This is a genomic window from Ruegeria sp. CF1, assembly GCF_056537445.1.
The window spans coordinates 1-19,624 of sequence record NZ_JBQFRN010000007.1 but is presented as its reverse complement, the minus strand read 5'-3'; the positions used below and the strand labels follow the sequence as shown (position 1 = coordinate 19,624).

The 19,624-nt window shown below is 51.6% G+C and carries 17 protein-coding genes; 11 read left to right on the top strand and 6 right to left on the bottom strand.

Annotation, left to right across the window (positions count from 1 at the left end):
* Positions 1-1,068 precede the first annotated feature (1,068 nt).
* The 3 genes from ACRZ96_RS13235 to ACRZ96_RS13225 are packed head-to-tail and all read right to left on the bottom strand — an operon-like array spanning position 1,069 to position 2,923.
* On the bottom strand, positions 1,069-1,389 hold the full coding sequence (locus tag ACRZ96_RS13235; RefSeq protein ID WP_170636310.1) for an ATP-binding protein: 321 nt from the start codon (positions 1,387-1,389) through the stop codon (positions 1,069-1,071).
* 17 nt (positions 1,390-1,406) lie between these two features.
* The gene (locus tag ACRZ96_RS13230; protein ID WP_480772069.1) at positions 1,407-1,676 is read right to left on the bottom strand and encodes an HlyU family transcriptional regulator; all 270 of its coding nucleotides are present in this window, start codon (positions 1,674-1,676) and stop codon (positions 1,407-1,409) included.
* Positions 1,677-1,723: 47 nt separating this feature from the next.
* Positions 1,724-2,923 (bottom strand): ROK family transcriptional regulator, encoded by a 1,200-nt coding sequence (locus ACRZ96_RS13225; RefSeq protein WP_170393677.1) that lies wholly within the window; start codon positions 2,921-2,923, stop codon positions 1,724-1,726.
* A 186-nt stretch (positions 2,924-3,109) separates the two neighbouring features.
* Here ACRZ96_RS13225 and ACRZ96_RS13220 point away from each other — a divergent pair, with 186 nt between their 5' ends.
* The 5 genes from ACRZ96_RS13220 to ACRZ96_RS13200 all read left to right on the top strand — a co-directional run bounded on the left by ACRZ96_RS13220 (position 3,110) and on the right by ACRZ96_RS13200 (position 7,818).
* A complete protein-coding gene (locus ACRZ96_RS13220; protein WP_170392952.1) occupies positions 3,110-4,129 on the top strand; it encodes a sugar ABC transporter substrate-binding protein in 1,020 nt (339 codons plus the stop codon).
* 117 nt (positions 4,130-4,246) lie between these two features.
* Positions 4,247-5,317: an ABC transporter permease gene (locus tag ACRZ96_RS13215; protein WP_170392953.1), complete on the top strand. Its 1,071-nt coding sequence runs from the start codon at positions 4,247-4,249 to the stop codon at positions 5,315-5,317.
* The gene (locus ACRZ96_RS13210) at positions 5,317-6,099 is read left to right on the top strand and encodes an ATP-binding cassette domain-containing protein (RefSeq protein WP_170392954.1); all 783 of its coding nucleotides are present in this window, start codon (positions 5,317-5,319) and stop codon (positions 6,097-6,099) included. Before ACRZ96_RS13215 ends, ACRZ96_RS13210 begins: the two co-directional genes overlap by 1 nt.
* On the top strand, positions 6,096-6,767 hold the full coding sequence (locus ACRZ96_RS13205; RefSeq protein ID WP_480772068.1) for a nucleoside/nucleotide kinase family protein: 672 nt from the start codon (positions 6,096-6,098) through the stop codon (positions 6,765-6,767). Before ACRZ96_RS13210 ends, ACRZ96_RS13205 begins: the two co-directional genes overlap by 4 nt.
* Positions 6,768-7,488: 721 nt before the next feature.
* Positions 7,489-7,818, top strand: a complete 330-nt coding sequence (locus ACRZ96_RS13200) for a hypothetical protein (protein WP_480707292.1) — start codon at positions 7,489-7,491, stop codon at positions 7,816-7,818.
* 217 nt (positions 7,819-8,035) lie between these two features.
* Here ACRZ96_RS13200 and ACRZ96_RS13195 read toward each other — a convergent pair whose 3' ends face one another.
* On the bottom strand, positions 8,036-10,684 hold the full coding sequence (locus ACRZ96_RS13195) for an AsmA family protein (protein WP_480707291.1): 2,649 nt from the start codon (positions 10,682-10,684) through the stop codon (positions 8,036-8,038).
* Between the two features lie 423 nt (positions 10,685-11,107).
* On the opposite strand from ACRZ96_RS13195, the gene ACRZ96_RS13190 reads away from it, so the two are divergent.
* From ACRZ96_RS13190 to ACRZ96_RS13170, 5 genes are all read left to right on the top strand, one after another.
* Positions 11,108-11,377: a potassium channel family protein gene (locus ACRZ96_RS13190; protein WP_480439390.1), complete on the top strand. Its 270-nt coding sequence runs from the start codon at positions 11,108-11,110 to the stop codon at positions 11,375-11,377.
* Positions 11,378-11,557: 180 nt separating this feature from the next.
* Positions 11,558-12,637: an AI-2E family transporter gene (locus tag ACRZ96_RS13185; protein ID WP_480707289.1), complete on the top strand. Its 1,080-nt coding sequence runs from the start codon at positions 11,558-11,560 to the stop codon at positions 12,635-12,637.
* A complete protein-coding gene (locus tag ACRZ96_RS13180; RefSeq protein ID WP_170597638.1) occupies positions 12,634-13,698 on the top strand; it encodes an HlyD family secretion protein in 1,065 nt (354 codons plus the stop codon). The genes ACRZ96_RS13185 and ACRZ96_RS13180 overlap by 4 nt, the downstream gene beginning before the upstream one ends.
* Positions 13,688-14,698: a DUF2955 domain-containing protein gene (locus ACRZ96_RS13175; RefSeq protein ID WP_480772066.1), complete on the top strand. Its 1,011-nt coding sequence runs from the start codon at positions 13,688-13,690 to the stop codon at positions 14,696-14,698. Before ACRZ96_RS13180 ends, ACRZ96_RS13175 begins: the two co-directional genes overlap by 11 nt.
* 551 nt (positions 14,699-15,249) lie before the next feature.
* Positions 15,250-17,061, top strand: a complete 1,812-nt coding sequence (locus tag ACRZ96_RS13170; RefSeq protein ID WP_480772065.1) for a BCCT family transporter — start codon at positions 15,250-15,252, stop codon at positions 17,059-17,061.
* Between the two features lie 17 nt (positions 17,062-17,078).
* Here the strand turns inward: ACRZ96_RS13170 and ACRZ96_RS13165 are convergent, their stop codons facing one another.
* A complete protein-coding gene (locus tag ACRZ96_RS13165) occupies positions 17,079-17,792 on the bottom strand; it encodes a TetR/AcrR family transcriptional regulator (RefSeq protein ID WP_480772064.1) in 714 nt (237 codons plus the stop codon).
* 79 nt (positions 17,793-17,871) lie between these two features.
* Here ACRZ96_RS13165 and ACRZ96_RS13160 point away from each other — a divergent pair, with 79 nt between their 5' ends.
* Positions 17,872-19,266, top strand: coding sequence for an aminotransferase (locus tag ACRZ96_RS13160; RefSeq protein ID WP_480772063.1), 1,395 nt, complete (start codon positions 17,872-17,874; stop codon positions 19,264-19,266).
* A gap of 36 nt (positions 19,267-19,302) precedes the next feature.
* Here the strand turns inward: ACRZ96_RS13160 and ACRZ96_RS13155 are convergent, their stop codons facing one another.
* The gene (locus ACRZ96_RS13155; RefSeq protein WP_480814720.1) at positions 19,303-19,539 is read right to left on the bottom strand and encodes a trimethylamine methyltransferase family protein; all 237 of its coding nucleotides are present in this window, start codon (positions 19,537-19,539) and stop codon (positions 19,303-19,305) included.
* Positions 19,540-19,624 lie beyond the last annotated feature (85 nt).

Below are 19,624 nucleotides of genomic sequence, written 5' to 3'. Positions count from 1 at the left end.
ACGTACCTCAGCAATTTAGGCTGGTTTGGACCCTACTAGTTACTATTTAGCTCGCCCAGCCGCTCCTGTTTTGGGCCAGCGGGATTTGGACGCGCCAAACACCTCTGGCCGTAAGGGACAAGGCTCTGCCTTCCCCACGGGCACCCCTATTAGACAATACTGTGTCCACGGCTATGCCTGCGGGCCGCACTTCCCCTGTCGAATAGCATAGCCTCGCCCTCTCCCTCGTTCGCCACGTGGCAGATCAGCGGGAACAGGCAGCTTCGCTGTCTGATCTGCAAATCAGACCTGATCCTCCAAAAGGAAAGCCAGATCACACGTAACTCTCTGCTGGAGTATTAACATGGGGAACTTGGGTCAGTTTAAAACGCGAAGGTCAATATCAGTTAATGTCCAACATCTGGGGTGCCTTCCGATATCGAACGCTCACTTCGTTTCTGGTCCAACTGAGACGGTAGGGTCAGGTTGGTGCGAAGTTCAACAGGAATTTGGGGCGACACATAGTTTTTGCCATTCGGCGACACGCAAACCATTGAATTTGAGGCATTCGATCTTTTTTTGGGCGCACTGGTTTTGCCTTTTGCAACTCAAAGGTTTTCCATTACATCAGAGCAGCCCGATATTCCGGTCCGCACGGTCCTCAGGCAGTTCGCCAACCATATCAAGACCGAACAAACCGATTTAATTCGGTTCGGCTACTCGATGTCAATCGCTGGGACGTTTCCAATACGCTGAACCTGAAGAACACTCGATCAATCGAGGCCCGACGACCAGCGGGACAGAGAAGGTGCTGTCAAAGCCATTATCAGGATCAAGTCGTACAACGTCAGATCCGACTCAGCTCGTTTCAGCAGTTCGTCCTTCTTCTTGAGCCAATTATGGTCCACTAATTGATCCACACCACCGCGCCGAATTACCCGATTACATCAAAGCGGGACATCCCTCGCCCTGTCAGCACCTTAAATTAACGCTGTTTCGAGACAATTTCGCCCGGCCTCGATCGTTTGACTACCTTCTATGGCCCCATGTTTCATAAGTACCAAGTTAGCTTCGCTCACTTATTATGTGTCACCACGCAACTTCGAATTGAATTGAGACAGTCAACCCAGTTGAGTTATTTGTGGTCGATAAGAGCGATGAATGATGATATGCGATAGCTTTCAACAGCGCCAATCCCAAACCATTCCCAACACTGTTCCGTTCACTTTCTAGTTTATCGAATGGAATAAAAAGCTTACCCAGTGTGTTTTCGGGAACGCCAGGACCATCGCCAACAACCGAGAGCGTAATGGTGCTTTCTTCTTGCTCAACAATCAGGACAGTTTTGGACTGTTCTGGACAATGACCGTTTGAGTTCTGCAAAAGGTTTGTGCAGAGCTGTTTCAGCATCCCTTCATTGCCTTCGGTTAACCGAAAATACACTCGCCTTGCTCGTCGATCACCTGTTTCGCCTTGGTGATGCTAAAGCTCTCGGCCTGATCCCGGCTTTCGAAGACATCCGCCCGGATCAGCGCATAGGACTTACGATCTCCGCTGATGATTTTTTCGATACGGGCCGACAGGCGATACTTTCCGCCCTCGGCAATCAAAACGGGGAAAATGTCGAACCCTTTGTACGAGACCGGTTGCAGCTCCGACTTTTCACCGCCACCAAAGAGTTTTGAGAAGATTGACATTATGCGGTTCCTTTCTACTTAGGAAATTTGACCCCTATGAATTTCGACTACATCCCAGAAAGCCCAGCATTAGTGTTCAATAGAAACTGGCGGAAAATCGGGCTGCTTGCCGCCCCAATCCCGCGGGCGTTTTCTCCGACAGCCGCAGCTTCTACAACCGGAGGAATCAAACCGCGTTTATCTTGGTTGACTAGGTAACGACGAACCCGTGAGACCAGCTCCTCACGTATTTCAGATGGGAATGCGCCGTCGATAAAAATTGCCTCAAAGTCGATGACCGCGCAAATAGACAGCGCAGCTTTGGCCAGTTCCTGCGCGGTGGTACCGATCCATGGTTCGACATAGCGAGAAATGCCGCTCCAGTCCTGCGGCTTTTTCCACAAAATTCCCGGATCAACACCCGCTTCTATCAACCTGTCCTCGAGCAGGAACAGTGATGCAGTGTCAATCAGTTGCTGGCTTTCACCCAAAGGACCCGTCGTCCGCATGGCACCCAAGGCACCGGCATTGCCTTGGTTGCCCTCAAATACGGTGCCATTCAATGCAACGCCTCCGCCAATCATTGAGCCTATGAAGAAATAAAAATAGTCTCGATACTCAGCCCCGCGGCCATAGAGGTGCTCCGCGTGACACGCGGCAGTAGCATCATTGACCACAAAGACCGGCAGTTCGCTGAACTTGGCCACCTCGGAAAAGAAGTTCACGTTTCTCCAGGACCTGAATTTCTGAGCCGCAAGCCCAGAAAGGTCGTGCCACTTCCACAGCTCGAACGGTGTTCCGATTCCAATCCCGCATACACGGTCCCGAAGTTTCTGGGGTTCATTGGCCAGAAGCTCTTCCAATCCTACCTCCAGAAACCCGAACACTGCTTCGGGTAGCGGGTAGTCATAAGTCGTCGAGAGCTGTTGGCGTGGCTTACCGGTGAAGTCGATCAAAAGAAGATCGGCGCTGCGGCGACCGATCTTCATTCCCACCGACAGAATGCCTTCGGGATTGAGCTCCATGGGGATCGAAGGTTTCCCAACTTTGCCCTTCAACGGCGTCCCACGTTTGAGAATCTCGTCCTTTTCGAGCTTACGCAGAATGATCGACACGGTCTGGGGTGACAGGCCCGTCAGCCGCGCGACGTCCGCCCCGGCAGCAGGTCCATGCCGTTGTAAAACCGTCAGAATGAGGCGTTCGTTATGATCACGAACACCGCTTTGGCTTACCCCGCCGGTTAGTATTTTCAACGCCTCTCTTTCCATAACCTTAAACATAAACACCTTGTTTTCTTATGAAAAGATACGTGGGCAAATTAATAAATAAACTTTATTTATTTATTGACACAGAGGCTAGAATCACGGTTTCTTGAACGGGACCTTCATTGGAGGATGGAGGCCCGCCTTGTCGCTATTCCGCGCGGGGCCACAACAATTTTCTGGGAGGACAACATGAGAAATCTACTCAAGCTCGCCGCATCCGCGACTGCGCTGACTTTGGCCGCTGCATCCGCGCAAGCGGCTGGTGAAACCGTCTGCCTGATTACCAAGACCGACACCAACCCCTTTTTCGTTAAGATGAAGGAAGGCGCAACCGCCAAGGCAGAAGAGCTGGGCATGACGCTCAAGGCGTTTGCCGGCAAGGTCGATGGCGACCATGAAACTCAGGTTCAGGCTATCGAGACATGTATTCTCGATGGCGCAAAAGGCATTCTGCTGACGGCATCCGACACCAGCTCGATCGTTCCTGCGGTTAAACAGGCGCGAGATGCAGGCGTTCTGGTCATTGCGCTGGATACGCCGCTGAGCCCGATTGACTCGGCGGATGCGACATTCGCGACGGACAACTACAAGGCCGGCCTTCTGATCGGTCAATGGGCCAAGGCCAAAATGGGCGACGCCGCAGCCGATGCCAAGATCGCGACGCTGGATCTGAACGTCAGTCAGCCGACAGTAGACGTTCTGCGCAATCAGGGTTTCCTCGACGGGTTCGGCGTGGACCTGGCGGACCCGAATGTCATCGGTGACGAAACCGATGCGCGTCTGGTTGGCAGTGACGTGACCGACGGCAATGAAGAAGGCGGGCGCCGCGCGATGGAAAACCTTCTGGCCAAGGATTCATCCATCAACGTTGTTCACACGATCAACGAACCGGCTGCTGCGGGCGCATATGAGGCGCTGAAATCCATCGGGCGTGAAAACGACGTACTGATCGTTTCGGTTGACGGGGGGTGCCCCGGCGTCCAAAACGTCGAAGCCGGTGTGATCGGGGCGACAAGCCAACAGTACCCGCTGTTGATGGCGTCGCTTGGCGTTGAGGCCGTGAAAAAATGGGCCGAAGAGGGCGTGAAGCCGGAAAACACACCCGGCAAAGACTTCTATGACACGGGCGTGGCGCTCATCACCGACCAGCCGGTTGATGGGGTCGAGTCGTTGTCTGTCGCAGAAGGCTTGGATCTCTGCTGGGGCTAAAGGCAGCCCTACAAGGTGAGGCGCGCCGCAGCGCCTCATCAATCCTTTCACCAGCAAACCTAAACTTCCTGTAAACTGATTTCGTGGACGCGATGCCAGCCACGAAAAGGGGGAGAGATGTCTGAAGCAAACCAAAACGCCCAGGAATTCGAAACCGCCGCCAACGCGTCAGAAACCGTAGCGGAATTTGAAGATCACCGTCGTGGTGTTCTGGGGAAGTTGCAGCATCTTCTCCATGTCAACCCTTCCTTTGTGCCGTTGATCGTTCTGGTCGGCGCCATCGTAATTTTCGGTCTGCTGCTGGGGTCCAAGTTCTTCTCCCCCTTTGCGATGACGCTGATCTTGCAGCAAGTTCAGATCGTGGGCATCGTGGCCGCAGCGCAAAGCCTTGTCATTCTGACCGCCGGCATCGACTTGAGCGTCGGTGCGATCATGGTGTTTTCATCCGTCATCATGGGTCAGTTCACCTTCCGCTACGGTATCCCCGTGCCCATTGCTGTGATGTGCGGGCTGGCAATGGGAACGCTGATCGGGGCTCTTAATGGCTGGCTGGTCAGTCGCGTAAAGCTGCCGCCATTTATTGTCACGCTTGGCATGTGGCAGATCGTTCTGGCGACAAACTTCCTGTATTCCGCAAACGAAACAATTCGCAGTCAGGATATCGAGGCCAACGCCCCGTTCCTGCAATTTTTTGGCACCAAATTCAGCATCGGTGGCGCGACCTTCACGGTTGGCGTGATATTCATGCTCGTTCTGATTTTCGTTCTGGCTTACGCGCTCAAACACACGGCCTGGGGCCGGCATGTCTATGCAGTGGGGGATGACCCTGAGGCGGCTGAACTATCCGGTGTGAACGTGCACAGAACGCTGATGTCCGTTTATATGTTATCCGGTTTGATCTGTGCCTTTGCGGGCTGGGCTTTGATCGGACGCATCGGGTCGGTTTCACCTACATCCGGTCAATTGGCCAATATCGAAAGCATCACCGCGGTTGTGATCGGGGGCATCTCTTTGTTCGGCGGGCGGGGATCCATCCTGGGATCGCTGTTTGGCGCGCTGATTGTTGGCGTGTTCACTTTGGGGCTTAGGCTTCTGGGCGCAGACGCACAATGGACCTTCTTACTTATCGGACTTCTCATTATCGCTGCGGTTGCCGTCGACCAGTGGATTAGAAAGGTATCGGGCTAATGTCAGACTCAACTCCAGTCGTCCAAGGCCGCGGGATCGTAAAGCGTTATGGCCACGTTACCGCCATCGACCATTCCGACTTTGAACTGCGCCAGGGGGAAATCCTGGCAGTGATCGGAGATAATGGCGCGGGCAAATCATCCATCGTGAAGGCGATCTGCGGCGCCACAATCCCGGATGAAGGCGAGATTCTGATCGAGGGCAAAAAGGTTAACTTCAGCTCTCCGATCGATGCGCGGAATATGGGGATCGAGATTGTCTATCAGCAGCTCGCCATGTCTCCTGCCCTTTCGATTGCGGACAACATGTTCATGGGGCGCGAAATCCGCAAGCAGGGGTTCATGGGCAAATACATGCGTAAGCTTGACCGTCCAGCGATGGAGAAGTTTGCCCGAGAAAAACTGACCGAGCTTGGGCTGATGACTGTACAGTCGATCAATCAGGCGGTTGAGACTCTCTCTGGTGGCCAACGCCAAGGTGTTGCCGTTGCTCGTGCCGCTGCCTTTGCAACCAAGTTTATCATCATGGATGAACCGACCGCTGCTTTGGGGGTTAAGGAAAGCCGCAAGGTGCTTGAGCTGATCCAGGACGTGCGGGCGCGTGGCATTCCGATCATCCTGATCAGCCACAACATGCCTCATGTTTTTGAGGTTGCCGACCGCATTCATGTGCATCGGTTGGGCAAAAGGCTCTGCACAATTGATCCCAAGGATTACACGATGTCCGATGCAGTCGCCTTCATGACCGGTGCCAAGGAACCCCCAAAAGAGGACGCAGCGTGATCGAGCAGGACGTAAAGCGCGTTTGCGACCTGATCTCCTCCCGGCGGCAAGTTGGAGTCCGGACGATTATCGCAATCGCCGGCCCCCCTGCATCCGGAAAGTCGACCTTAGCGGAAGGCGTTGTGCAATCGCTGAACACACAACAGAGCTCGGCGGTTCCGTCAGCCACACTTGTACCAATGGATGGTTACCATTTGGACAACTGCGTGCTGGAAACGCGTGGATTGCTGGCGAGAAAAGGCGCGCCAGAGACTTTCGACGGGGTCGGGTTTTGCGCTGCAATCAGAGAGCTTCAAGTTACGCGCCACGAGTGCTTTCATCCCAAATTCGATCGCACAATGGACCTAGCTATTGCCAACGCCATTGCGGTTCACCCGGCAACTCCGGTCGTCGTCGTTGAGGGTAACTATCTTCTGATGGACAGCGACCCATGGAGAAACCTGACGGATGTTTATGCCGCGACGGTTTTTATCAGCCCAACTTTGGAAGAGCTTGAAAACAGGCTGCAAAACCGCTGGATCAGCCATGGCTTTGACCCGGTCACGGCATTGAAACGCGCAAAAGCGAACGATCTGCCAAATGCAGAACTCGTCATCAGCACTAGTCGAAATGCCGACCTAAGATTAAACCAGAACTACACCGAATTCGGGACGCGCCACGCGTTCTGAATTTACGCCCTGGACCCCGCCATCCGTCGATGCAGCGCCTCTAAGCGAATTCACGTGCAACCAATATTAGCTCACACACGATGAGGAAAACCATGAAATTTTTCGTGGATACTGCAGAAGTAAGCAACATCAAAGATCTGTTAGACTTGGGGCTGATTGACGGCGTCACCACCTGCTGTTGGAAAGCAGGCCGGAGCGCACGGTCGTAATCCCGGCGCATGATAAAACGAATTGATACCTACGCCTGGGCTTTGATTCGGGGTTTTGAATTCGTCATTGTGGATGACGGCAGTACAGATGGAACAATTGCCGATGCGATGGTATTTGCACTTGACCACCCAATGCCTTATTCACCAGGTCTGTTGTGGCCACCAAGCAGACCTTCGTTTCGAGTGCGGCACCTATCATCACCAATGGCAGCAACGCGCGGTTCGGAACCTGCTGCACGAGCAATACTGTTGGTGCTGGCGAGGGCCCGCTCAGAGCTCAGATAAACGATTGGGATGCCCGCGGAGCGCAACTGGTTAGAGCCTAACGTAAGCTGCTAGTCGCCAAATTTCTTCGCGACAGGGGTGCCCATCGAAAGCTTCGCAAAGGGTTTTGCGAACCATTTCTTGAGCAACCTCCAATTCGAAGCTGAGAAACTATGCTTCTTGCATCCGTACCATCCTGTTAATTGACCTCCCAATTGTGTTGGGGAGATTTCTAAAATTTATTCTAAATGAAAATGATAGAAAGTAGCGGTAGCGTTATTCTCGCTTTGTTTCTTACCCACTTGAAGCAAACAGCCATGGATCTCCCGATCCTTAAGCGTGGTACAGAAGCGGATGTTGGGGTGGCGTCGGTTTGCCTCGCCCGCATCCGCGTTCGCCACGTGGTAGATCAGCAGGATCAGGCGCCCTCGGCGACTGAACTGCAAATTAGCCCAGATTTTCCCATAAGGAACTCAGGATCGATGAAATCGGGCGAGGTGATGGATGATGGAAGTGAGGCGAAAATGGCAAGTTTATGTCGCTGGTGGCAGAGCTATGTGCCGCTCACGCTTAACTAAGCTATTGATTTTGCTTTAGCTGCCATTTCAATAGTGCACACGTTTTTCCATTTGCGTCTCAAAGTCCTTCCATCATGTCGGCTGAACTCTAAGAGAGTTTCCATTCAACTAAAGTGTGGAATACATCGAGAGAAAACCCAAAGCAAAGATCGCATCCTGAAAGCGATGTCATTCTTTTTGAACTTTATTTGTGTTCTTTTGTCGACTGCCTTCGCCACTACTGCAGTTGTAAAATATCCGGAACGCAGAGTTTTCTTTTTGCCGGCATTTTGTCCGCACCATCCGATCGTTTCAGTCGCTTGGGACCGTCTTTTACCTTGATCTTCGGCTTCGCTAGTGGGCCTTTCAAGGTCACGGGCCAAGGGCTCTTCGACAGAGGTTCGCCAATCTTGCGGGGCTGCAGGTTTAAGTCCAAAACCTTGCCCGCTACATTAACACCGCCAAAGACGACGACTTGGACATGATCTGTCTCCAATGTGGTTTGTTTCGTCGAAATACTTCCATTGGAAATACTAATCGGTGCACGCAAACATATGATCGGAGCAACCTTTTGTTTCTCTTTGGTAAACACCCAAGGTAGTATCCCTAGCCCTGCCAGATCCAAAAGCTGGGTCTCGATCGAGCCGTCACGCATTGAGACCGTGGCATCGCCGTTCATGCTGTTGGCAAAATGCTTAGGTGAATCGGTTCCGCCGGTCACCGAAAAATCTGCATAGATGGTACCGCTTGCGCCCTTTTTGAAGTTCAGGTTGTGAAGAATTTCATCCAGCTGCCAGCCGCCTGCTGTGCCGGTCAGCGTGAGCAGATGCGCGTCGTTCGATAGATCCATTTGTCCGCTGACATCGAAATGAGCACCTCCGTATTCAAAATTCAAAGGTCCGGCCTTGAGTTCATTTTCGTTGAGCGTCAGTTCACTCTGCAAACTGCTGATGCCTTTGGCACCCTCTATGTGCCGAAGGTCAACGTCGACATCCATATCCATACCGGACAAGAGAATTGAACGCCCAATAGGTTTAAGTGTTACGTCTCTTAGAGGACTAGTGTCGCCGGATTCCTCAATGACGTCTTCCTCGTCGGGCTCTGGACCGCCTATTTTCCTCAATTGTGCAGCGGCCTGAACGATGGTTCGGATCTGATCTATCTTTATCAAGTCACTCTCTATGGAACCCTGCAGTACAGGATCACTCGTTGCATCATCAAGATCGGCCACAATTTGCAGGACAGAGTCGGCAACCTTGACTTTGGCATTCGCATCCCAATCGGTTCCTTCGCTGGCAAGGCCAATTTCAAAGATAGCCTGTCCAGTTTCCACCCGTTCAAGCGATAGGGCTTCTAACAGGTCCGCTCCGGAGGGGACTTCTACTTGAATCGCCAAATCCAGGTTCTCGAATTTGAGCACATTTTTGACAGAGCCATGCACCTCAAGGTTCCAAAGTTCCGTTTCGCTTGTCTGGCCATCCAAATTTGTCAGCGAAAGCTGATTGATGTCGCCGTTCAAATGAAAGTTACCAGAAAATCGACCAAGTTGATCATCCGGTCCCAGAAGCTCTGATGAGATCAAGCTGCTTGCGGGTATATCCATTAACCCGTCGGCCAATATGCCTTGTAATTGCAACGCGTCTTCGACCGAACCGTTCAAAATGATAAATGGATCAGCAGGGTTCCCAATTCTCAAATTGATGTTTCCAACACTCAAGGCGCCTTCGGGTGTTCTGGAAAGCTCGGAAAACTTAATCGGGGGCGGCCCTTCACCAGAGGTATCCAATGTGAACCCGTTGGTTTCAATGACCATTTGCCGCTGCGGGACCTGCCCGGGTACGCTATCGATAACCATGTCAACTGCTATTAGTTTTAGATCATACCGCGACGCGGCTGGGGCGGGTTCAGCATCTTCAGGGTACAACCGAATGCGGGTTGTCAGGGATACGTCTTCTGGGTTTCCCAACTCTCCGATTTGTCCCGTCAGCGAAAGGCTTTGCCCACCATCCAATTCAGTCAATACAGCCAGGTCATCAATCCGGGCTACGCCGTCGACTGATTTGAATGTTGCACCAATGCTTCCTGAACCCTCCAGAACGCGATTGAGTTTCAGGATATCAAGAAGCTGACCAAGTTCGGCAACCTCTATGGTCGTATTCACTTGTAGCCCGTTCTCTTCAGGGACTTCTTCGGCGGCAATCGCAATCTGTTCGAAGTTCACAGCGACCTGAAACGGGTCGTCCGCGGGAATGCTCGCGTTCAGATCAAACTTCTCTCCATTTAGTGAACCAGCCCCAACCGCGGTCGCAACGTCGGTTTCCGTATCACGCTTTAAAAACAGCTCAGGAAGCTGCAGATCCAGCACAAGCCCGTTTAGATCGTTCTGGTAAAGAACGGCAACATCGGTCAGGTCAATTTTTTGGTCCGTTAGAATTCCAGCCACAGACAGGATTGCAGGTTTGGCCGGATCCCCGGCTTTAGCGCCCGTTTGGGAAGCGGACTGCCAGTTTCCGACACCGTCTTTGTCCGTGATCAAGTTGAGGTGAACACCCGAGATAGAAAGCTCACTCAGCGACAATTTGCTGTTCCAAAGGTCGCGGGCAGAAATATTGAACTCAAGTTTGTCGATTGCCGCCAGATTCGCTTTGGTCTTGATCGCGCCGGGTAGTACCAATCCCGCTGCGGATACCTGCAGTTGCCGACCAAGGCCTAGACGCACTTCATCTTCTATTAACACGTCCTGATCAAGTTTCTTCGATATCAGGTTTTCAACAAAAGTGGTTCTGACAGAAGAAAACAACGCAGAGGACAGGAAAAGCCATGCCACAACAACCGCGACGAACGCGACAGCGCAACAAACCATTACACCTTTTGTGATGAACCGCACGCTTTTCTCCTAAGGTTCTGATTCCTTTCTTGGGCAGACTAGACCATTAAAGCATCATGTTAATGGAATATGTGGCTTCTTATTTTGCTGAACCCTAAATGACCTTGACCATTTAGCCGACTTCTCTTGCGGAATTGGTCGGGCGGCCAAGAAACGGTTAAAGGACTAAATTTAGGATGTGCTGCTGATCCAGTTTCAAAATAGCTGGCTTGAAACGCGTTTAACGTTTCATAAACGAGCACATTGCATTAGCTTTGACGACTGCGCCTGGACGCCCCAATTAAACTAGACGCGGTTAAAATGCTTCAATTTTCCACATCCATCTAATTACTGTTATATGTGAATTCTTCAAACGACGGGGACACAATGAATTCGCTAACTAGAATAACACGTGGGATAGGCGTCGCTTTCAAGGACGGTAGAGTGAAAGGCCTTCTTGCCTTCACAGTCGGAATGATTTTATGGGCCTCGGTCTTCTACCACTTTGTCGAAGGTTGGAGTTGGCTAGACTCGATCTACTTTTCCGTAGTGACAATTTCGACCGTAGGGTTCGGTGACTTCTCACCTGAAACTGCGGCGGGGAAAATCTTCACAATGGTGTATATCATTGTAGGCTTGGGTGTTTTCGTGACTGCGGCGACCACAGTGGCAGATACAATCTTGTCCCAAGACGACGAAAAAACGGACAAATAGATTATCCCAAATTAAGGCAATTTGAGTTCATGCGCAGGTATCAGTGCGACCGCGCATCTGAAGCCGTGCCTCGGATTCACTCGTACCTTCAAACTGATAGATGATCGCCGAAAACTCAAAAAATATACATATTACGTTTTTTGAGTGTATTGTTTGGAAAACAGATAGTGGAGGGATGGAATGGAAAAGACCCAGGACGCGAAGATTGTCGACCTCGCGATACGATTGCTCTTTCTCGGATTATTCCTCTACAGCGCCCTGGTCATGGTGGCTCCGCTTGCAAGTGTGGTTATCTGGGCAACGATACTCTGCGTCGCGCTCTACCCGGCATTTGATTGGCTGCAATCCAAGCTGGGAGGACGTAAGAAGCTTGCCACAACAATTATCGTTGTGTTGGGCCTTGTTCTGACCCTGGGGCCAGTCGCAACTGCGGTGTCTGGTGCTGCAGAACTAGGGTCTGAATTCGCGGAACAAGCAGACAAGGGTGAATTGAAAATCCCCCCTGCGCCCGAGGGCCTCAAGGAATTGCCGTTGGTTGGAAATAAAATCTCCGATGTCTGGGGAATGTTTGAGCGCAATCTTGACGGCGCGCTTGCAAAATACGGCGCGCAAATCCTTGAGATCACCAAATCGCTCTTCGGAAAGGTGTTGGGCATTGGTATCGGGCTTCTTGGCTTAGCTCTGTCCGTATTGATTATGGGGGCATTGTTCAGCCCAGGGCCAAATTTGGTCCAGGGTCTTCAGCGCTTTGCCAACCGTGTCTTTGCACCACGCGGCGGTGAATTCGTGACACTGGCAGGCGCAACGATCCGGAACGTTACAAAAGGCGTGATTGGCGTAGCAGCCATTCAGGCTGTTTTCGTTTGGATACTGCTGGCTTTGTTTGGGATTTCTTCGGCCGCCACACTGGCATTTGTCTGCCTCATACTCTCAATTATCCAAATCGGGCCCGGATTGGTTCTTATACCGGTAATTATCTACGCATGGAGCTCCATGTCTGGCGGAACTGCTTTGATCTTCACCATATTGGCCGTTCCCGTCATGATAATGGACAGTTTCCTAAGACCCGTGTTCATCTCAAAAGGCCTTGAGACTCCGATGCTGGTCATCCTCATCGGTGTTCTCGGAGGTATGATGGCGTATGGTTTGATCGGCGTTTTTATGGGGCCGGTACTCTTTGCTGTCTTCTATGAGCTGTTCAAGGTTTGGATTGATACCTCACCTGAAGCCGAGGGCACTGTTGAAGGTGCGGCGAAATGAGAAAGACAATATGGACAACCCTCGCTGTCATTCTGTTTTTTCTTGTTTGGTACTTGGTCGCTGATCGAAAAACGCCATTTACCGGGAACGCCAGAGTAAAAGCTGTGGCCACCCAAATCGTGCCTCAGGTGACCGGAACGGTAACGGAAGTTTTGGTAGAAAACGGCCAAGTCGTTTCGGCAGGTGATGTTCTGGTTCGAATAGATTCCAGACCCTACGAAATCGAGCGTTCAAAGGCGGAGGCTGATCTTGAAGCGGCGACCCAAGAGGTGGGTGCGTCTTCGGCAGAGGTAAGTGCGGCACAAGCCAAACTCGCAAGGGCGCAGAGCGATCTGGATACGATGCGCATTCAGACGGAACGTGTATTTGCGCTCGAAAAGAAAGGGTTGATTGCCGTCTCAAAGGCCGATGATGCACGAGGACAACTGGCAGAATCTGAGGCAAACTTTGAGAACGCAAAAGCTGATTTGGAAAAAGCGAAGCAAAGGCTTGGTGACGATGGGATTGAAAACCCGAAAATCCAGCGCGCATTGGCGGCCTTGGCGGATGCGGAACTGAACCTTGAATGGACCGAACTGCGTGCTCCGGCGACAGGTGTCATTTCTAATCTGCTGATTGCCCCCGGAACGTATGCGCGATCCGGTCAGGATCTTTTGACGTTTCTGGATGCAACCGACGTCTGGATCGAGGCGTATTTTACCGAGAACAATCTGGGAAGAGCTTCAATAGGGTCTCCGGTTGATGTGGTGTTGGATATGCATCCAGGTAAGATTGTTCCGGGCGTCATTGAGAGCTTTAGTGCTGCTGTTTCTTTGAGTGGCGGTGATGAGCCGGGGCAATTGGCGAGCCCGCCAAGCACCAAGGGATTTTTGCGGGAGCCTGAAAGGTTTCCGGTCAGGATTGTTTTACCCGGCTATGAAGCTGGAAGTGCCGAAGACGATCTTCGCTTTCAACTGAACGGGCAGGCCGATGTGATCATGTATCTAAGCGACAACTCGTTGCTGAACCTCGTAGGCCGTGCCTACATCCGCGTGGTTTCAATCTTCTCCTATGCGTACTGAGGATCAAAGCTCTGTCACCCGGCTTGCGCTGGGTGTTACCGGTGTCTTTGCATTGGGCCTATTTCTTGGGTGGCCCCTTGCCGTTGTTGGGGCGGTGTTCACTGCCCTTTTCCTTCAAGCACCTGCGGCACTACCTTTGGCAGCATTTGGTAAGCTGTTTGTCTTCTCGATTGGATTGATGTTCATTTCGTTCCTTTTGTCGTCAATCTTCTCACCTTATCCACTTGTGTTTCTCATTCTGGTGGCCATTGGAATAATCCTGTCTTTCATTTGGTCAGTTTCCGGTGCCGGAGTATTGCCGGGTGTCATTGCTCTCATGGGGGCGTTGATGATTCCGAATTTAGCTCTGCAATCACAGGATCTGGCTTTGGTGCTTGTGTACTGGATACCGTTAAACCTGCTATTCGCAGGCTTCGTATCGACGCTGATGTTCGTGTTGATACCCCCTGCACCTCAAACGGCACCTCAAAAGAAAGCGGCAACATCGCCGGACTTCGACTCAAATCGCCGAATAGTCAGGATGTCTCTGGTCACAGTGCCCTTTGCTATGGCGTTCTTTATTTCCGGCGCTTCTGCTTTGTTGGTCCTGTTTTTTGTCGCCCTGCTGAGCCAGCAACTTGCGGCAATGCCTGCTGCAGGCAAAACAGTTGCAAAAGCTATGCTGACGGCAAATCTACTTGGGGCTGCAGTATCCATCATATGCTATGAAATAAACGTAATAGCTCCGGTCATTCTGACCCCCATTCTGCTGTGTTTTTTCTTTTGCCTAACACTCGGAGCACTTGGAAAGTCAAAAGTCCCGCTCGCCGCCGCCGCCGGTTCCGCTATTACAACAGCTCTGATTGTATATGGCGGTTCGGTTGCGCCGTTTTCAGACGAGGCTGACGTCAAGAGCATCACTCGTGTATTGCAAGTCGCCAGCGCCGCTTTCTTTGTAATTATCGCATATGTCGTGGTGGATGAATTCTGGCCAGAAAAAGAGCGCCAGGCGAGTCAATGAAGTTAATTGCGACAAAGCTTGGCGCTGAAACCAGCAGAGTTCCCAGTTTGACCGATTTTTGCAACCACCGCATTAATTGCAGCCCTGTATACGGTCCGATCTCCAGCTTTGACTGCCCAGCTTCTTCTGCCTCGTATCAAGCCGGTCTTTACAGCCTGTTCCCATAACTCCAGAGCTTCATCTTCCGATCTAATTCCGGTCCTAATGCGTTTACAACGGCAATCCCAATAGATGAAGTTGACTTGGATGCCAGATGACGGAAGTGGGGCGAAAATGGCAAGGTTCTATCGCTGGTGGCAGAACTATGTGTCGCCTTACAACACGCGTCGGGTGACACATAGTTTCAACATTGAACGACGGCTTAGCCTTTGACTTTGAGTCATTCAGTTTTTCAAAACGCACAGGTTTTGCCATTTGCGACTCATAGGTTTCTCTCCCATCTATCGCTCCCGCCGCTACAGTCCTATTCTGGCTGAAAGTAAATTAGTCTTGAAACAATCGGCTGGCTGCGCGGCATGCAAAGCAATCAATTTATGTAAGACCGAGAAAACATGGCGCTTGAAGAACCTTTCACAGACCTGAAAATAAGAACTCAGCGGACCGGCTTTTATAAAGGGTATTGCCTGCCGATTGCGCTGGTAAGCAAACTCTCGGTTTCTTTACTCGTTCTTTGGGCACTGGTTTGGCCACTATCAGCCAATGATACACTGCGATCTTGGAAGTCAGGAATGCTGTCCGAGTTCAATACATTCTACAACCTTTCCGTTGGATTATTTGTACTCTTCCTTTTCCTTATCGCGCTCATTCCTTCAACCGGCCGAATGAGGCTGGGTTTAGAAGATGAGAAACCGGAATTTTCTAACTTCTCTTGGTTTTCGATGATGTTTGGGGCGGGTCTGGGCGTGGGCCTAATGGTCTATGCAACCGCTGAACCACTTGGCCTTTGGGAAACCAATCCACTGACTATTTCCGGGGAAGTCACGCCCAAAAGCGAAGACGCGATTGAAGGAGCCTACCGCTATACTTTTTTGCACACCGGATTTCACGCCTGGGCAATATACGTCGTCACCGGCCTTAGCCTTGCCTACTACGCATTTACCAGAGGCATGCCGCTGACAATCCGCACCGCACTGACCCCGTTGCTTGGAGAATATTCAAACGGTGTTGCAGGCCATGTGATCGATATACTCGGAGTCGTTGCGACAATACTCGGCGTAGCGGTAACGATCGGTTATGGCGTTTCTCAATTGGTGGATGGTGCGTTTCTAATTACCGGAGCGAATTGGCTTGTGGAGAAAGAAGTAACCAATATGATCCCGTCAACCGCCGGCCTAATAACGGCGTTGATCGTTGTTATGATTATGTCGACACTCTCTGCCGTCTCTGGCGTCGGGCGTGGTGTCAAATACTTGTCAAATATTAATCTTCTCTTTTCACTGGTATTGCTGGTGGTATTCATTGTTTATGGCTCATTCGCGTTTGCGGCGACGACCTATGCTACAGCGCTGGTTGACTATATCAAAAGTTTTGTCCCTCTGAGCTTCCAAGCTTTTCGACCGATTTCCGAAGTCGAGTTTGCCTCCGTATTGCCTGCAGAAGCGGCGCCCTTTGTCGGCGAACTCTTTGCGGGTGCAACTGATCCATGGGGAACAAAAGCAACCTTTCTTGAGGGTTTGAGCAACGAAACAGCCGGTCTTTCTGATGCGACCAAGACTGCAGTTTATAACGCGGGCACAAGCGGCAGGTTGTTTGGATGGCAGGCCGGATGGACTACATTTTATTGGGCATGGTGGATCGCGTTTTCGCCCTTTGTCGGACTTTTCTTAGCGCGTATCTCAAGAGGTCGAACCGTACGCGAGTTCATAATTGGCGCGGTAATTGCCCCGTCCCTCGTATGTTTTGCATGGATGGCCATTCTGGGCGGGGCGGCCATCGATTTGGAACTGAATGGAGATGCCAATGGATCAATCATTGCGGCATCAACGACGGCAACACTATTCGTCACCTTGGGGGAAATGATATCGGGTGACCTGCTCGCGGTAGTGAGTGTCATGTGTGTTCTGTTAACCATGACCTTCCTTGTCACATCCGCCGACTCTGGCATCCTTGTGATGAACACGATCATGTCCGGCGGGTCTGAAGACACTGGCCTGCTTCATCGTATCATCTGGGGCTCTCTGCTAACACTTGTTATTGGTACTTTGCTGGTCGCGGGCGGCGGTGGATTAGAGGCATTGACCAATTCGATGATCATCGGGGCACTGCCGTTCAGTGTTGTTTTATTGCTTATGTGCGTCTCTTTGGCCAAAGCAATGATCAACGACTTGCGTCGATTTCACCATGAGACACAGACGGATTCGTGATTGACCGAAGTTAGTTCCTAGTCACTTAAGTCACCTGTACCCGCGGATCGACTAGTGCTATAGTGTTTTGGAAATATCGACTGCAGCACAAACAGGCAGATCTTCAAGGCCTCCGAGGATTTGAAGATATCCGAATGCAAATGGTAGTCGGTCCAAAGCCCTTCCAACAAAGCAACCAACGCGTTTGTTGCAAGTTTGACGTCTATGTCCTCGTACTCGCCTTCGTCCTTTATTTGCTCCAACAGCTCCAGGATCACCGCGCGGAAACCTTTGTCTCGCGAGTCGATGAAAGGAAAAACGTTTGGGTTTGAGAGCGCTTCAGCCCGAAAGGAAAACCAGATCGAAACGTCCCGCGCATTAAGGACTAAGGGGTCGAAATCTGCCTTAATGATAGAGATTAGCTTGTCTGCCGGGTCTAACTCTGGATTTATTGCAATGGCCTTCCACTGCCCCGCGTAGCGGACTGACAGTTCCTCAGCCACCGCAAGCAGCAGCTTTTCCTTGGAGCCAAAGTGTAGGTTTATCATCCCTTGCGACAATCCCGACAACTCTTGGATTCTTGCCGCGGTTGTGCCGCGAATTCCGTATTTATAGATGGCGTCTGCAGCCGATTGGATCAACTGATTTCGGTTCTGCAACCTGCTGAGTTCCCGTGCGTTTGCTGGAGTATCGGGCTCGAGAGTAATTTTACTTGTCCTTTGCTGGGGTGCGCTTTCTTGATCTTTTCGCATTTAACAGAGCGGAGGTTCAAGGATTGACATTGAATGAATGCTTGTTCATTTTGTGATATATATTACATCACGGTGGCCTATGACCCTATCGAACTCCGATTTTCAATCCATACGCAATTGGGACAACGAGAACTTTCTGCACCCGTGGGAGGGCATGGCACATCTGGGCCAAAACGAACGGACCTTTGCCGAAAGCGGCCTTGGCGTTCACGTCGTGACAGAGGACGGAAAGCGCCTGATAGACGGCCCCGCTGGTATGTGGTGCATTCAATTGGGCTATGGAAACATCGAGATTGCCGACGCGATGGCGCAGCAGGCGAAAGAGATGGCGTATTTTTCGCCGTTCAATAATGCCAACTCGGCTCCGGCCCGGTTGGCACATGAAATTGTCCAGAGAACCCCGGGTGACCTGAACCACGTGTTCTTTACAACAGGAGGTTCAACGGCCGTGGATAGCGCTCTGCGGTTTGTGCAATTTCGCAATAACCTGCTGGGAAAACCTGAAAAGAAAATCGTGATATCGCGGCAGAAAGCTTATCACGGATCGACGTATCTGGCGGCCTCGGTGTCCGGAAAAGAGCGTGACAAAGGTTGGCTGGACCAGGCAAGTCAGCTGACGCGCTTCCTGCCGAATGTTAATCCGTATACTCGTCGCTCCGATCAGACGGTTGACGACTTTCTGGACGAAAAAATAGCGGATCTGGAAAACATGATCTTACAGACCGGCGCAGACAAGGTCGCTGCTTTCATCGCTGAACCGATCTTGTGCTCTGGTGGCGTCATTGTGCCTCCACAAGGATATCATCAGCGCTGTTTGGAAATCTGCCAGAAATACGATGTCCTGTATATTTCAGACGAGGTCGTGACCGGATTTGGGAGGCTTGGACACTGGTTTGCTTCTGAAGACGTCTTTGGAATTCAACCCGACATCATCACTTGCGCCAAAGGCATGACGTCCGGGTACGTACCTATGGGGGCGTGCATCATCTCTGATCGGCTGATTGCAGATGTGAGCGGAGATCACGGGCGGAACGCTACTTTTTCAAACGGCTTCACCTATTCGGGCCATCCAGTGAGCGCGGCAGCGGGATTGAAAACTATTGAAATCATGGAGCGCGACCGCATTCTGGAACATGTCCGCGCAATCACTCCGCTTTTTGAAGAGCGCCTACAGGCTCTGGCCGACTTGCCACTGGTCGGCGATGCCCGCGGTATGGGGCTGGTTGGATGCGTTGAATGCGTTGCGGACGCCGAAGCTAACAATTTATTGGATCTAGATAAGTCGGTTGGCGCTATGATTGATCACCATTGCCAGGAAAACGGGCTGATCCTGCGGCCCATCATCAACATGTGTGTGTTCTCCCCTCCGCTGATCATCACGGAGGGCGAGTTGAACGAGATGTTTGACATCCTTGAAAAAGGAATCCGGCTGGCAACCGACGACCTGACGCGCCAAGGCGTATTCAGAACATAGGAGCAACCGCGAAGCCTGCCCTACCTGCAGCAGCGCTTACCCAGCGCGCATTGCATCACGGGGCAATTTGATCGGGAACTTGGACCGAACCTCTTCGTCCGCCTTGCTACCAAAGTAATTCGGGTAGTGATTGGACAGAATGTCATCCACTAGGGATCGGCTACGCTCGAACATGTCCTGACGACCCGCTTTCTCCCAAGTATCAGTCAGCTCGCGGTCCATCAGTGTCGGGTAGACATACTCGGTTTCCATGTACTGCAATGTCTGTGTCAATGAGCGTTCAAAACTGACCCGGTTTCAGCATTTAAATTTGACCCACCCTATGTGGCGCAAAGCCCCCAGGCGGGCCGCCCTCATA

Coding starts and splice junctions, on each gene's coding strand:
- ACRZ96_RS13235 (WP_170636310.1), bottom strand. CDS start 1,389: ATGCTGAAACAGCTCTGCACAAACCTTTTGCAGAACTCAAACGGTCAT.
- ACRZ96_RS13230 (WP_480772069.1), bottom strand. CDS start 1,676: ATGTCAATCTTCTCAAAACTCTTTGGTGGCGGTGAAAAGTCGGAGCTG.
- ACRZ96_RS13225 (WP_170393677.1), bottom strand. CDS start 2,923: ATGGAAAGAGAGGCGTTGAAAATACTAACCGGCGGGGTAAGCCAAAGC.
- ACRZ96_RS13220 (WP_170392952.1), top strand. CDS start 3,110: ATGAGAAATCTACTCAAGCTCGCCGCATCCGCGACTGCGCTGACTTTG.
- ACRZ96_RS13215 (WP_170392953.1), top strand. CDS start 4,247: ATGTCTGAAGCAAACCAAAACGCCCAGGAATTCGAAACCGCCGCCAAC.
- ACRZ96_RS13210 (WP_170392954.1), top strand. CDS start 5,317: ATGTCAGACTCAACTCCAGTCGTCCAAGGCCGCGGGATCGTAAAGCGT.
- ACRZ96_RS13200 (WP_480707292.1), top strand. CDS start 7,489: ATGAAAATGATAGAAAGTAGCGGTAGCGTTATTCTCGCTTTGTTTCTT.
- ACRZ96_RS13185 (WP_480707289.1), top strand. CDS start 11,558: ATGGAAAAGACCCAGGACGCGAAGATTGTCGACCTCGCGATACGATTG.
- ACRZ96_RS13180 (WP_170597638.1), top strand. CDS start 12,634: ATGAGAAAGACAATATGGACAACCCTCGCTGTCATTCTGTTTTTTCTT.
- ACRZ96_RS13175 (WP_480772066.1), top strand. CDS start 13,688: ATGCGTACTGAGGATCAAAGCTCTGTCACCCGGCTTGCGCTGGGTGTT.
- ACRZ96_RS13170 (WP_480772065.1), top strand. CDS start 15,250: ATGGCGCTTGAAGAACCTTTCACAGACCTGAAAATAAGAACTCAGCGG.
- ACRZ96_RS13165 (WP_480772064.1), bottom strand. CDS start 17,792: ATGCGAAAAGATCAAGAAAGCGCACCCCAGCAAAGGACAAGTAAAATT.
- ACRZ96_RS13160 (WP_480772063.1), top strand. CDS start 17,872: ATGACCCTATCGAACTCCGATTTTCAATCCATACGCAATTGGGACAAC.